The sequence below is a fragment of the Actinoplanes sp. NPDC051537 genome (assembly GCF_055586105.1).
Genome location: NZ_JBVJIU010000002.1, coordinates 415,364 through 428,366, shown reverse-complemented (window position 1 = coordinate 428,366; position 13,003 = coordinate 415,364). Strand labels below are relative to the sequence as shown.

15 protein-coding genes are annotated in these 13,003 nt (G+C 73.2%); 5 read left to right on the top strand and 10 right to left on the bottom strand.

Annotated features, from left to right (window positions below; translation table 11 throughout):
• Window positions 1-14 precede the first annotated feature (14 nt).
• Both ACZ6TB_RS05730 and ACZ6TB_RS05725 read left to right on the top strand, forming a co-directional pair.
• Window positions 15-593 carry a DsbA family protein gene (locus ACZ6TB_RS05730; protein ID WP_465551010.1) on the top strand — a complete coding sequence of 193 codons (579 nt, stop codon included), beginning with the start codon at window positions 15-17 and terminating at the stop codon, window positions 591-593.
• Window positions 594-663: 70 nt separating this feature from the next.
• The gene (locus ACZ6TB_RS05725; RefSeq protein ID WP_465551008.1) at window positions 664-960 is read left to right on the top strand and encodes a hypothetical protein; all 297 of its coding nucleotides are present in this window, start codon (window positions 664-666) and stop codon (window positions 958-960) included.
• Window positions 961-1,126: 166 nt separating this feature from the next.
• On the opposite strand, the gene ACZ6TB_RS05720 is transcribed toward ACZ6TB_RS05725, so the two are convergent.
• The 6 genes from ACZ6TB_RS05720 to ACZ6TB_RS05695 form a co-directional block, all read right to left on the bottom strand.
• Window positions 1,127-2,254: a MalY/PatB family protein gene (locus ACZ6TB_RS05720; protein ID WP_465551006.1), complete on the bottom strand. Its 1,128-nt coding sequence runs from the start codon at window positions 2,252-2,254 to the stop codon at window positions 1,127-1,129.
• Window positions 2,251-3,408, bottom strand: coding sequence for an RNA polymerase sigma factor (locus ACZ6TB_RS05715; RefSeq protein ID WP_465551428.1), 1,158 nt, complete (start codon window positions 3,406-3,408; stop codon window positions 2,251-2,253). The genes ACZ6TB_RS05720 and ACZ6TB_RS05715 overlap by 4 nt, the downstream gene beginning before the upstream one ends.
• A gap of 94 nt (window positions 3,409-3,502) precedes the next feature.
• Complete coding sequence (locus ACZ6TB_RS05710) at window positions 3,503-3,832, bottom strand: YciI family protein (RefSeq protein WP_465551004.1); 330 nt, start codon at window positions 3,830-3,832, stop codon at window positions 3,503-3,505.
• Entirely contained in the window at window positions 3,832-4,335 is a 504-nt protein-coding gene (locus ACZ6TB_RS05705; protein WP_465551002.1) for a hypothetical protein, read from the bottom strand. Before ACZ6TB_RS05705 ends, ACZ6TB_RS05710 begins: the two co-directional genes overlap by 1 nt.
• Window positions 4,336-4,493: 158 nt before the next feature.
• Complete coding sequence (locus ACZ6TB_RS05700) at window positions 4,494-6,311, bottom strand: anthranilate synthase family protein (protein WP_465551000.1); 1,818 nt, start codon at window positions 6,309-6,311, stop codon at window positions 4,494-4,496.
• Window positions 6,312-6,486: 175 nt separating this feature from the next.
• The gene (locus ACZ6TB_RS05695; RefSeq protein WP_465550998.1) at window positions 6,487-6,717 is read right to left on the bottom strand and encodes a hypothetical protein; all 231 of its coding nucleotides are present in this window, start codon (window positions 6,715-6,717) and stop codon (window positions 6,487-6,489) included.
• Window positions 6,718-6,905: 188 nt separating this feature from the next.
• On the opposite strand from ACZ6TB_RS05695, the gene ACZ6TB_RS05690 reads away from it, so the two are divergent.
• Window positions 6,906-7,280 carry a response regulator transcription factor gene (locus ACZ6TB_RS05690; protein WP_465550996.1) on the top strand — a complete coding sequence of 125 codons (375 nt, stop codon included), beginning with the start codon at window positions 6,906-6,908 and terminating at the stop codon, window positions 7,278-7,280.
• A gap of 14 nt (window positions 7,281-7,294) precedes the next feature.
• Window positions 7,295-8,140, top strand: coding sequence for a sensor histidine kinase (locus ACZ6TB_RS05685; RefSeq protein WP_465550994.1), 846 nt, complete (start codon window positions 7,295-7,297; stop codon window positions 8,138-8,140).
• A 1-nt stretch (window position 8,141) separates the two neighbouring features.
• Here the strand turns inward: ACZ6TB_RS05685 and ACZ6TB_RS05680 are convergent, their stop codons facing one another.
• Window positions 8,142-9,614, bottom strand: a complete 1,473-nt coding sequence (locus ACZ6TB_RS05680; RefSeq protein WP_465550992.1) for a diguanylate cyclase domain-containing protein — start codon at window positions 9,612-9,614, stop codon at window positions 8,142-8,144.
• A 109-nt stretch (window positions 9,615-9,723) separates the two neighbouring features.
• On the opposite strand from ACZ6TB_RS05680, the gene ACZ6TB_RS05675 reads away from it, so the two are divergent.
• A complete protein-coding gene (locus ACZ6TB_RS05675; RefSeq protein ID WP_465550990.1) occupies window positions 9,724-11,337 on the top strand; it encodes a sensor histidine kinase in 1,614 nt (537 codons plus the stop codon).
• Here the strand turns inward: ACZ6TB_RS05675 and ACZ6TB_RS05670 are convergent.
• From ACZ6TB_RS05670 to ACZ6TB_RS05660, 3 genes are all read right to left on the bottom strand, one after another.
• Window positions 11,308-11,868, bottom strand: a complete 561-nt coding sequence (locus ACZ6TB_RS05670) for a hypothetical protein (RefSeq protein WP_465550988.1) — start codon at window positions 11,866-11,868, stop codon at window positions 11,308-11,310. The two genes, ACZ6TB_RS05675 and ACZ6TB_RS05670, sit on opposite strands and share 30 nt — an antisense overlap.
• 71 nt (window positions 11,869-11,939) lie before the next feature.
• Window positions 11,940-12,371 carry an iron chaperone gene (locus ACZ6TB_RS05665; protein ID WP_465550986.1) on the bottom strand — a complete coding sequence of 144 codons (432 nt, stop codon included), beginning with the start codon at window positions 12,369-12,371 and terminating at the stop codon, window positions 11,940-11,942.
• A 10-nt stretch (window positions 12,372-12,381) separates the two neighbouring features.
• Entirely contained in the window at window positions 12,382-12,840 is a 459-nt protein-coding gene (locus ACZ6TB_RS05660; RefSeq protein WP_465550985.1) for a carboxymuconolactone decarboxylase family protein, read from the bottom strand.
• Between the last annotated feature and the right edge of the window lie 163 nt (window positions 12,841-13,003).

The window sequence follows — 13,003 nt, the reverse complement described above, 5'->3', positions numbered from 1 at the left end:
CTAGGCTCTGATTCATGAAGGTCACCTACTTCTTCGATCCCGCGTGCCCGTTCACCTGGCGCACGTCGCGCTGGCTGACCAAGGTCGCGCACGAGCGTGATCTCACCATCGACTGGCGGGCGTTCAGCCTCTCCATCCTCAACGGCGACAACGCGCCCGAGCAGTACCGGCCGATGATGGCCGCCTCGGCGAAGGCGTTGCGCCTGGTCGAGGCGCTGCGGGCGGATCGCCGCGAGGAGACGGTCGCCACCTTCTACACCGAGCTGGGCCGGCGTACGCACGACGCCGGCGACAAGCTGAGCGACGAGATCGTGCTGGCCGCCGCCGAGGCCGCGGGCATCGCCGACGCCAGGTCGGTGCTCGACGACCCCCGCTGGGACGAGGCGGTGCGCGAGTCACACGAGACGGCCCTGAAGGCGGCCGGCCCCGGAATCGGCTCGCCGGTGCTCCAGGTGGAGGGCGCCGAGCGCGGCTTCCACGGCCCGATCGTGGGCGAGGTGCCGGACGCCGAGGAGGCGCTGACCATCTGGGACGCGATCGTGCCCCTCATGCGGGTGAAGACCTTCTTCGAGGTGAAGCGCGGCCGACCCTGACGTCATACGTTTTCGGCGCGGCGCGGTGGGGTATTCGCGTCGCGCCTTTTCCTTACTATGGGGGACGAAGATGGCGGAGCCGCAGGTCACGTTGGACCCGAACAGCCTCAGCCCGATCGAGGACAAGCTGCGCGGGCCACTCGAGGAGCAGCTGACGTCGGCCTTGCGGGCGGCGACGGAGAAGACCAAGCACGCGTACGCCGGGGAGACCGTCGACCAGGTGACCGACACCCTGCTCGAACGCACCCGGTCCGGCCTGCACCACGACATCGCCGACGGCTTCCACCCCGACCCGGCCCAGCTACGCCACGTGGCCGAGGCAATCGTCGCCGAGGCCGACACCCGAGACCTGCCGCGGCCCCGCTGATAGAGCTGTGGACAACGGGCCTCGATTGTCGGTCCCGCCCGCTAGTGTCGCCCCACCCAGTTCCGGGGTGGGGCGGGGTTGGCGTCGGGCTGGGGCGGTGTCGGGCTGCGTGGGGTCGGGCCCGGGCGTGACGGCGCGGCCCAACCCTTTCCGGGCGGCCTAGCCCTCAAAGAGCGCTCCCCATCCGCCGCACGGCCTCGGTGACGATCTCCGGGGTCGTGCCGAAATTCAACCGCACATGGCCCGCCCCGCCGGTGCCGAAGCTTGGGCCCGAATTCAGCGCTACCCGCCCACGCTCGCGAAACACCGCCGCCGGGTCGTCGCCGAGGGCTAGCGCGCGGCAGTCGAGCCACGCCAGGTAAGTGCCGTCGCCCGGGCGGTAGACCACCTCCGGCAGGTGCGACGCCAGCAGCGCGGCCAGCAGGCCGCGGTTCTCCAGCAAGCCGGCCAGCAAAGCGTCCAACCAGTCGCCGCCCTCGCGCAAGGCCGCCACGTGCGCATGGACGCCCACGTGGCTCGGGCCCGCCTTCAGCCACCACGGCAGCCGCGCCAGGTCGGGGGCCGCGGCGGGGCCGGCGATGGCCAGGGCGGCCTTGAGGCCGGCCAGGTTCCACGCCTTCGACGCGGACATCACCGAGAAGGCGTTGTCGGCGACGCTCAGGTACGGCACGAACCGCGCCCCGGCCAGCACCAGCGGCGCGTGGATCTCGTCGGCCACGACCCGGACGCCGTGCCGGTCGGCGAGCGCCGCGATGGACGTGAGCTCGGCGGCGGTGTGCACGACGCCGGTCGGGTTGTGCGGGCTGCACAGCAGGTAGACGGGGCTGGTGAGGCGGGCGAACGTCTCGTCGAGCACGGCCAGGTCGATCCGGCCGTCGGCGCCGAGCGGGGCCTCCACGATGCGCCGGCCGCTGTGCCGGACGAAGTCGTAGAACGGGGGATAGACCGGCGAGTTGATCACGACGGGGTCGCCGGGGGCGGAGATCAGGCGGAGGATCTCGACGATGCCGTTCATGACGTCGGGGACCATCGTGGTGCGCTCGACGGCGATGCCGTCCCAGTCCCAGCGCTTGCGGGCGAACTCGGCCAGGGCGTCGGCATAGTCGGTGCCGGCCGGGTAGCCGGTGTCGCCGCGGCTCATCGCCTCGCCGACGGCCCGCACGATCGGCGACGCCAGCGGGACGTCCATCTCCGCGACGAACAGCGGCAGGACGTCGGCGGGGAAGTTTCGCCACTTCTCGCTGGTGCGCTCGCGGAGCTGGTCGAGGGTGAGCTTGCGCAGGGGATTGGTCACGAAACAGACCCTAGGCGCGCGGCGAGGAACTCGCGCTCGGCGTCGTTGCCGGCCAGGGCAAGGGCTTCGGCGTACGCGGCGGCCGCCTCCGTGCGACGGGCCAGTTGCCGCAGCAGGTCGGCCTTGGTGGCCGGCAGGTACTGGTAGGCGGCCAGCCGGCCGTCCCGTTCCAGGGCCTCGACCAGCGCCAGCGCCACCGCCGGGCCGTCGACCATGGACACGGCGGCGGCCCGGTTCAGGGCGACGACGGGGGACGGCCAGATCGTCAGGAGCTGGTCGTAGAGCAGGACGATCTGGGGCCAGTCGGTGCCGGCGAAGGTGGCGGCCTCGGCGTGCAGGGCGGCGATCGCCGCCTGGAGGGTGAACCGGCCGGGCGGGGCGGCGGTCAGGCTTGCGGTGATCAGTTGGTCGGCCTCGGCGATGAGCGTACGGTCCCAGCTCGCCCGGTCCTGATCGACCAGGCGCACCAGGCGGCCGCCGGCGTCGGCGCGCCCGGCCCGGCGGGCGTGGTGGATGAGCAGCAGGGCGAGCAGGCCGGCCACCTCGGGCTCGGCCGGCAGCAGCAGGCGCAGCATCCGGGCCAGGTCGAGGGCGCGGTCGCCGAGGTCGTCGCGGAGCAGGGCGGAACCGGCGGTGGCGGTGTGCCCGGCCGCATAGAGCAGGTGGATGACCGTGAGGACGGCGCCCACGCGCGCCGGGCGCTCGTCCGGGGCCGGGACGGCGTACGGGATCCGGGCTATGGCGATCTTCTTCTTGGCCCGCGTGATCCGGGCCGCCATGGTCGTCTCGGAGACCAGCAACGCCCGCGCCACCTCGGGGGTCGCCATGCCGCAGATCAGCCGCAGGGTGAGCGCCACCTGGGTGTCGAGCGCGAGCGCGGGATGGCAGCAGGTGAAGACGAGCCGCAGCCGATCGTCCGGAATATCCGAGACGTCGGAAGAGGGAACGATCAGCAGCGGCAGCTTCGTGGCCAGCGTGCGCCGCCGTTGCAGCACGTTGAGCGCGTTCCGCCGGGCCGCCGTGGTGAGCCAGGCGCCCGGCCGGTCCGGAACGCCGCCGGACGCCCACGCCGTCAGCGCCTGGACGTAGGCGTCCTGCACGGCTTCCTCGGCCAGGTCGAGATCGCGCGTGACGCGCACCGTCGAGGCGAGCACCTGGGCCCACTCCCGGCGATGCGCGTCCGCGACAGCATCGGGTACGCCGCTCACGGCGTCCGCAGAGCGATCGGCGGCCGGATCACCACGCCGCTCACAGCACCTGGAAGTCGATCAGCGGGCGGACCTCCACGCCGCCGTCGAGGATCGGGGTCATCCGGGCCAGCGCGATCGCGTGGTCGAGGTCGCGCGCCTCGATCACGAAGATGCCGGCCATCATCTCCTTGGTCTCGATGAACGGCCCGTCGGTGATCAGGTCGCCGCGGATCGCCGTCGCCGTGCTGTTGTCCTCGAGGGCCATCCCGGCGACCACCCGGCCGCCGTTCTCCTCGATCCGCCCGGCCAGCGCCACGTGCTCGGCTATCACCTCCGGCGGGAGGTCGTTCCCGTTGCGCTCGAAGATCATTACCGCGTAGCGCGCCATCAGCGCACCCCCTCCAGCCAGGCGGTCCACGTCTTGGTCTCGGCGGCGGCATCGCCGTCGAACAGATGCACGGAGAGACCGACCGGATAGCCCCAGGCGTCCCTGCCGAAGAAACGGTACAGCGCCCGGTCGGTGCGCAGGCCGACGAAGTTGGGGGTCAGATAGTCGACGATCCCGGCCCCGACCTCGTCGCCGATGCCGAGCTTCCCGGCCCCGACCTCGTCGCCGATGCCGAGCTTCCGCCGCACCGCCGCGAACGTGACCCCCGGCGGCGCGTCCAGGCTCACGTACGCCGCCTCCCGCCCCGCGAAGTGCCGCAGGTACTCGCCGAGCGTCGCGTAGTAGAAGTCGGTGTGCTGCCGGCAGGCGTCCACCTCGGCGTCGTGGTCCCCGGTGGTCGTCCCGTGGTGGATGTAGTCGAGGTGGGTGCCGTCGAGGCGCCAGATCTGCTCCGGCGTGCCCGGCAGATCGCCGGACCAGCGCACCTCAAAGTTCCCGGTCATGAAAACGCCTCTCCGTCGTGGTCCTCTGCCGACCCGACAAACGGGCGGCCGCGGAATCGACAACGCGACGGAGAGAAAACGCTACGGAGAGAAGTTGAATATGGCCGGTGGTCCAAGCGGAGGCTCTCGATCCCCTTGAACCACCGGTGCCAGTTCTGCTACCCGTTCGTGGCCGGGCTAACCACGCCGGACATCAATGTGGGAAGTAGCTCGGCGAGCACCGCGACCCCGTCCCGGCTCAGCACCGACTCGGGGTGGAACTGCACGCCGGCGAAGCCCGGGCCGCGCAGCGCGTGCACGGCGTCGTCGATCTCGTCCCGGGCGATCTCCACCGGGCCCAGCGGCGAGTCCAGGCGGCTCGACCCCGAGACGGCCGCGAAGCTGGAGTAGAAGCCGACCCGCCGCACCCGGCCGAACAGGTCGACGTCGCGGGCCAGCCCCTGGTACGGCGAGTCCCGCCGGCGCAGGCGCAGCCCGAGCAGCACGGCCAGGATCTCGTGGCCGAGGCAGACGCCGAGCAGCGGGCGGCGGGCCGCCAGCAGATCGGCGACCAGGTCGCGCATGGCCGCCATCTTCGGGTCGGCCGGGTCGTCGGGATCGCCCGGGCCGGGGCCGACCACGACCAGGTCGGGCTCGGTCGGGGTCCGGGCGACGGCGGACTGCCACGGCTTCACCTCGACGGTCAGGCCCAGCGCCTTGAGCTGGTGGGCGAGCATCGCCGTGAACGTGTCCTCGCCGTCGACGATCAGCGCGGTCTTGCCGGCGAGCGCCGGGACGGTGAGGGCGCCGGGGGCGCGGGAGTCGAGCCAGAAGCGCGCGAGCTGGTCGTTGCGGGCGGCGAGCGCGGCGCGTACCTCCGGGGACTCGTCTTCCGGTCGTACGGGCGGGGCCGCCGACCCCTTCGCGCCCAGCGCGGCCAGGATGCCCGCCGCCTTGGTGTACGTCTCCGCCACCTCGCCCGCCGCCGTCGAGTGCCGCACCAGCGTGGCGCCCACCGGCACCCGCAGCCGGCCGGCCGGCGAGATCTCGGCCGTGCGGATCAGGATCGGCGCGTCCAGCGTCTGCCGCCCCTGGTCGTCGTGGTCGAGCAGGGCCAGCACCCCGGCGTAGTAGCCTCGGCCGCGGCGCTCGTGGCGGGCGATCACCCGGCACGCGTTCTCGATCGGGCTGCCGGTCACCGTCGGCGCGAACATCGTCTGCCGCAGCACCTCGCGCACGTCCAGCGACCCGCGCCCGGCCAGCAGGTACTCGGTGTGGGTGAGGTGGGCCATCTGCTTGAGGTACGGTCCGGCCACCTGCCCGCCGTGCTCGGCCACCGTGGCCATCATCTTGAGCTCCTCGTCGAGCACCATGTAGAGCTCCTCGACCTCCTTGGGGTCGGCGAGGAAGTCGAGCAGCTCGCGGTCGCCGTGGCGGAAGGTGCCGCTGATCGGGTTCATCATGGTGATCCCGTCGAGGACGCTGACGTGCCGCTCGGGGGTGGCGCCGACCAGCGTGCGGCTTCCGGTGTGCACGAGGAAGGTCCAGTACGTGCCCCGCTCGCCGGCCAGCAGCCGGCCGAACGCGGCCCGGGCCGCCGCCACCGGGTCGCCCTCGACGCCGGCCTCGAAGACCCGGTGGATGACGAAGTTGGCGCCCTCGCCGCGGCCGATCTCGTCGCGCAGAACGGTCTCGACGATCTCGCCGTACTCGTCGTCCGAGAGGTCGAACTCGCCGCCGGTGATCCGCAGCTCGCCGGGCGGGAAACGGTCGAGCGGCTCGGTGCGGCTCTCGGTGACCAGCAGGCATTCGAGCGGCGCGCCGTCGTCGACGCAGGCGAAGCCGCGCTCGGCGATCTGCCGATAGGGGATGACCGCGAGCGTGCGGCGGCCGCGCTTGAGCGGGATGTCGTCGAGCGTGGCGACCGTGATCACGTCACCGGTGAGCACCTCGACGTGGTCGGCGCCGTCGCGGTGGAGCAGGGCGAAGGGCTGCATGGCTGGTCCTCTTCCTCGCTGGGCGGTGCGCCGGCCGAGGTCGAGGCCAAACAGAACGGCCGCCTCGGAGAGGCGGCCGCGTGGGTTGGTTACGCGCGGGTGGGTGTGGCCGCCGGAGAGGCGGGCCACCACATGCTCAATCGCGCGTGCATGGTTCGGAAGCTTAGGGCATGGCTCAGGCGAAGGCGAGACGCACCGCGTTGCGGGCCCACATCATCCGGGACGGGGCGCAGTCGGGGTGCTCGCCGAACTCCTGCGCGACCAGCTCGGCGCAGCGGGCCTCGCCCAGCCGGTCGACCGTGGCCAGCACGGCCGCCCGGATCAGCTCCGCCGTCAGCTGCTGGGAACGCTGAACGTTCGAGACGAAGAGCGCTTCGGTACGGACCTCGTCCATCATCACGGTCATCGGATCCTCCTGCCGGCGGTCGTGTCGGGCGTCGTGCCTTCCAGAACACCCGTCCTGGGCTGCAGGTTCGATGCGCCACGGTTGCGCTTGAGTTGCGGGTCGCTGTGAGCCCCATTCCCTTGAGCACCCGTCACAACACCAAATAACGGGATATGGTGCCGATTAGTGGCACCGATGGAGGAGATGCTGTGACGGTGGTTCTGGTCGCCGACGACGACGCCGACATCCGTGACCTGGTCGCGTTCAAGCTGGAACAGGCCGGTTTCGAGGTCATCGCGGTCGAGGACGGCCAGACGGCGCTCGACCAGGCGCGCGGCCGGCAGCCCACGCTCGCCGTGCTCGACGTCTCGATGCCCGGCCTCTCCGGCATCGACGTGTGCCGGATGCTGCGCGCCGATCCGGCCACCGCGGGCATCCTGATCATCATGCTCACCGCCCGGGTGCAGGAGCAGGACGTCGAGGGCGGGTTCAGCGCCGGCGCCGACGACTACGTGACCAAGCCGTTCAGCCCGCGCGAACTGGTCTCCCGCATCCAGGCGCTGCTGAGCCGGGCCCGGGCCTGAGACGAGGCCCTCCGATGCGGCGCACGGGACTCGGCGCCTGTCTCCTCGCGGCCGGTCTGATCGCCGGTGGCGCGGCCGCCACCCTCGCGCTGGGGCAGTCGGCGGCCCGCATGCGAGCCGAGGTCGGCCGGTGCCGCCGGCGGGAGCATGAGCTCGAAGCAAAGCTGTACGCCCTGGACGCCGCCAAGACCGACTTCATGGCGACCGTGTCGCACGAGCTGCGCACGCCGCTGACCAGCATCTCCGGCTACGTCGAGCTGCTGCGCGACGCCGAGCCGCCCGAGCTGAGCGACGCCCAGCTGCGGATGATCGAGGTGATCGCCCGCAACGCCCGCCGGCTGCGCGAGCTGATCGAGGACATCCTCACGCTCTCCCGGATCGAGTCGGGCGGCTTCCGCAGTGAGCCGGGCGAGGTGGACCTGGCCCAGGTCATCGAGCGCGCGCTCACCGCGATCTCGCCGGCGGCGGAGAAGGCGTCGGTGGGGCTTCATTCCGACGTACGGGGACCGCTGCCGTTGCGGGGTGACGGCGTTCAGCTCGATCGCGTCTTCGCCAACCTGCTCGGCAACGCGGTCAAGTTCACGCCCGCCGACGGCACCGTGACGATCCGCGCCGAACACGACGGCGGCGAGGCGGTGGTGGTGGTCGCCGACACCGGCATGGGCATCCCGGCCGGCGAGCAGCAGGCCCTGTTCGTGCGCTTCTTCCGGGCCACCAACGCGATCCGTCAGGCCGTCCCCGGGACCGGCCTCGGCCTGGCCATCTGCCACAAGATCGTCGACAACCACGGCGGCACGATCGCCGTCGACTCGACCGAGAACGTCGGCACCGTCGTCACGCTGCGCCTGCCCGCGGGGTAGGTCAGGCGGTCACCGGGTGCCGGTCGCGGCGGTGGGCGGCCTTCTGGGCGTACATCGCCGCGTCGGCCAGCCCGATCAGGGTGTCGCGATCGATCACCTCGCCCCGGGCCGCCGTCGCCGAGCCCGCCGACGCTCCCACCCGTACCGTCGCCGCACCCACCGAGATCGGCCGGCCCACCTCGCTCGTCACCCGCCCGGCCAGCTCGTCCGCGCCGCCGCGGCCGCGCCGCAGCACCAGGAACTCGTCGCCGCCGATCCGGCCGACCAGGTCGTCCGGCCCGGTGATCCCGGACAGCCGCGACGCCACCGCCCGCAGCACCGCGTCGCCCGCCTGGTGGCCGTAGCGGTCGTTGATCGGCTTGAACCCGTCCAGGTCGAGCAGCAGCAGCGTCACCTCGTCGAGGTCGCCGCGCTCGAGGTCGGCGAGCGCCCGGTCGATCTCGGTGACCACGTGCCGGCGGTTGTGCAGGCCGGTCAGCTCGTCGTGGTGCGCGTGGTGGGCGAGGGTCCGCTCGGCCTCGCTGCGCAGCGCCGACATCTGCCGCAGCCGCAGCAGCACCAGCGGCACCGCGAGCATCGTGCCCACCGGCAGCAGCACGTTCGCCGTCTCGTCGCCGCGGGCCAGCTGGATCGCGGCGATCAGCGGGTTGGCGCACAGCGCCGCGCCCATCCAGAGCAGCGGCGGCCGGCCGGTCGGCACCTTGCCGGGCCGGTCCGGGTTGGTGACCAGCGGCGCGGCCGGGTGGATCGGCGCCGCCGCGATGGTCAGGTAGGCCAGCATGAGCAGCACCGCGGTCACGTCGGCGGTGGCGTGGACGGTGAGCACCGACGTGATCTGGGCGGCCTGGGTGAACGCGGCGGTCAGCACCAGATAGGCGATCGGCCCCCGCGCCCGCGACGCCCGCCGGCCGATCCGGACCAGGCAGCCGAGCATGGCCGCGAGCACGGCCACGTCGCTCAGCACCAGCACCTCGCCGAGCAGGGTCGCGGCCGGGGTGAGCCGCGGCGCGATCAGCCAGGCCCAGATCGGCCCGGCCACGCACACCCCGAAGAGGGCGGCGTCGAGCAGCCCGGCCAGGTCGTTGGCGCCGTGCTTGCGCAGCACGCCCGCGGTGCCGGCCAGGAAGACCAGGTGCGCGAACGCGATCGTGAAGTCGGCGGCGCGACCCTCGGCCCGCCCGAGATGATGCCCGGTCACCCAGTCCGACCAGAAGGCCATGCTCACCGAGAGCAGCACGAGCCCCACGGTGGCGGTGAGCCACGGCCGGCGGTCGGGCAGGCGCCCGGCGGCGAGCGCCCCGGCGAAGCTGACGATCGGCACCACCGTGACCAGCGCGAAGATCGCCACCCGCAGGTGCGGCCCGGCGATCAGGTAGGCGACGACCGCCGCGACCGAGACGAGAAGGACGCCGGCGTGCACCGGCCACGCCGGCATCGCCGCTCGCGGCCCTCTGGTCGTTTCACGCGCTGTCATGATTCACGCTCATCGGCCGCCGGGCGGCGCGCTTGAGGGTTTCCGGTTCAGCTCGGGAGCAAGGCGGTGACCGGCTCAGTCGCCGCCGGGCCGGTCCGAAGAGCCAGCCGTGAACATCGGAGCATTGCGGTCCCGTGGCCGGCGTGCCGTCGGTCTGGCGGCCGCCGTGCTCACCCTCGGTCTCGCCGCCGGCGCGACGGCCTCGGTGGCGCTCGCGCTGGCCGCCGCCGACGCCGGCGCCGCGGCCCTCACCCTGCGCGAGGCGGGCGTGCGGTCGGCGCTGAGTTCCGCGATTCAGCGGTACGCCGACACGATGCACGACCTCTCGACGCTCGCCGACGACCCGGCCGCCGCCGTCACCGCCGACCGGATGGCCGGCGGCCGGCTGCCCGGCGCCCACCAGGTCGAGATCGTCTCGGCCTCGGGCGAGGTGCTGGCCCGGCACGCCGCCGACGGCAGCACCCCCGTGGCGCCGGACGGCTTCGGGCCCGAGCTGTCGCGGGCCATGGCGCTCGCCGCGCAGCACGGCGGCCTGGTCGCCGGCACCGCGCACGTGCTCCCCGCCGACACCGGCCTGCCCGCCGGGCAGCGCCAGCTGGGATTCGAGCTGGTGACGCCCCTGCCGCCGCACGCGGGCGGCTGGGTCGTGGTCAGCGTCCGGGCCGGCGACTTCCTCGACGCCGCCCTGCGCGCCGCCGGCGTCACCGGCGTGACCGCCACCCTCACCGAGACCACGTCGGCGGCCGACCCGGCCGACACCGCCCGCACCCAGGCGACCCGGTCGGTCGCCGCGTGGGCCCAGGGCGGATCGGCGCGCGGTGACCGGCCGCGCGTGATCGACCTGCCCTTCGCCGGCGGGACCTGGCAGGTGCTGGTCCGGCCGACCACGTCGCTCATCGGGACCACGGACGCGCTGGCGGCGCCCGTCGTGCTCGTCGTGACCGCACTGGGCAGCCTGGGACTGGCCGCGTTCGTCCTGATGGCCGCGCCGCCGCTTTCACTTTCGCCGCCGCCTTCGCCCCAGACCGATTTGTCCGGGTTCGCGGTAACGGCCGGCTCGCACCTCCAGTCGCCCCTGCACACCATCGCCGGCTTCACCGAGATCCTCCTCGAGGACGTCGCCCCGGGGCTCGACGCCGAGTCGGCGAGCTTCGTGCGGCGCATCGACGGCGCGACCCGGCGGATGCTCGGGATGGTCGACGACCTCATCGCGTACGCCTCCTCGGCCGGCGCCGCCATCCACCCCGAGCCGATCGAGGCCAGCATGCTCGCCCTCGACGTCGCCGCCGCGCACCTGCCCGGCCCCGACATCGAGATCGGCGAGCTGCCCGCCGTCGCCGGCGACGCCGTCCTGCTGCGGCAGGTCCTCGACCAGCTGATCGCCAACGCGGTCCGTTTCGTCCGGCCCGGCCGGCCCGCCCGCATCGCCGTCGGCGCCCGCGAGCTCGACGGCGGCCGGTGGCGCATCGAGGTGGCCGACCGCGGCATCGGCATCCCCGCCGACCAGCGACCCCTCGTGTTCGCCCCGTTCCACCGCGGGCCGGACGCCGCCGACTACCCCGGCACCGGCCTCGGCCTGGCCCTCTGCGAGCGCATCGTCACCCTGCACGGCGGCGAGATCGGCGTCGAGCCCAACCCGGGCGGCGGCAGCGTCTTCTGGTTCACCGTCCCGGGCGCCGCGACGGCCGGCCACTCACGAGTCCTGACCGCGGGTCTCGCGTAGGGCCAGGGCGTCCCCGGCGCGGTCCCGCTGCCGGGGCCGGGTGCGCAGGCTCTGCAACCACGCGACCTGGGCGGCCAGCGTGGCGTCGTCCAGCTCGGCCCGGGCCGTCTCGGCCGAGAGCGGCGCCTCCGGGTCGCCGGGCCGGGCCCGCAGCCGGCTCAGCTCGAGGTGGGCCAGGCAGACCGACACCACCATCTCGAACGTGGACCGGTCGACCGCGTCCAGCGCGAGCAGGACCCGGGTGCGGATCTCGTCGGGGGTGAAGTCGGCCGGCACCCGCAACAGCCACATCCGCTGCCGCCGGGCGCCGTCGTCGGTGAGCTCGTAGCGGCGTTGCCGGGCATGCGCGGGGGCGGCGGACGAGCGTACGAGTCCCAGTCTTTCCTGCCGGCTGAGCGTCCACGACACCCGCGAGATGTCCACGCTCTGCCCTGCCCCGAACGCGGCGGCATGCCGTCGCTGGATCTCGTGCGTGGTCCCGCCCTGGTCGGCGAGCAGCACGAGCAGCACGTCCCCAAGCAGCGCCGTCATGCGCCCCCTCCGCCGGACTCCTACAAGACGTAGAAGTTAGCGGAGGGGTGCGGCTCCCGGCCAGTCCGGTCTCAGCTCAGGGCCCGCTGCACGAGCGCGGTCACCCGGGCCTCGACGGCGGGGGACAGCGCGGCCACCGCGTAGTAGGCCGGCCACATGTCGCCGTCGTCGAGGTTCGCCTGGTCGCTGAAGCCGAGCATCCCGAACCGCGCCTTGAACTTCGAGGCGGCCTGGAAGAAGCAGATCATCTTGCCGTTGCGGTAGTAGGCCGGCATCCCGTACCAGGTCTTCGGGGTCAGCTCGGGCGACGCGGCCTTGATCACCTCGTGCAGCCGCTCGGCGATCGCGCGGTCGGCGTCCGGCATCGACTCGATCTTGGCGAGCACCTCGCCCTCGGTGTCGCCCTTGCCGGCCTTCAGCTCCCGGTTGCGCTCCTTCATCGCGCCGCGCTCGGCGTCGCTGAAGCCGGCGGTGGTCTTGGCGGTGGTCTTGGTGGTGGCCATCGGATTCTCCTCAGATCTCGAAACTGGCTTGCTGACGGGTCGGTGCGTTGAGCCGGTTGACGGCGTTGGTCATGGCGACGGCGAGCAGGAGCGCGGCCAGCTCGGTGCGGTCGAAATGCGTGGCGGCCACGTCCCAGACCCGGTCCGGCACCGCGTCGCCGCGGTCGGCGAGCCGGGTCACCGCCTCGGTCAGGGCCAGCGCGGCCCGTTCCCCGGCGCCGAAGCAGGGCGTCTCCCGCCAGGCGGCGACCGCGTGGATCTGGTCGTCGCCGGCGCCGGCGCGGCGGGCCCGGTCGACGCCGCCGCGTACGCAGGGGGCGGAGCCGTTGATCTGGCTGGCCCGCAGTCGGACGAGCGCCAGCAGCCGGCCGTCCAGCCCGGCGGCGTCGACCGCGGCGTCGACCGCGCCCAGCGCCTCGATCGCCCCGGGGACCAGCGCCGCCGGGTGCGGCATCCGTTCGGTCGGCATCGCTTCGTCCCCCTTCGCCGTCGTCGCTCTGACGGGACTCATCGGACCACCGCGGCGTGCGCCGCCGCTCGCGCCGTGGGACACCGTGGGACACCGGAAACGGCCGTGACCAGGGCCGATGCTTCTCCGATCCGGTCGCGTGGGCCGGGACGATACGGTGTTG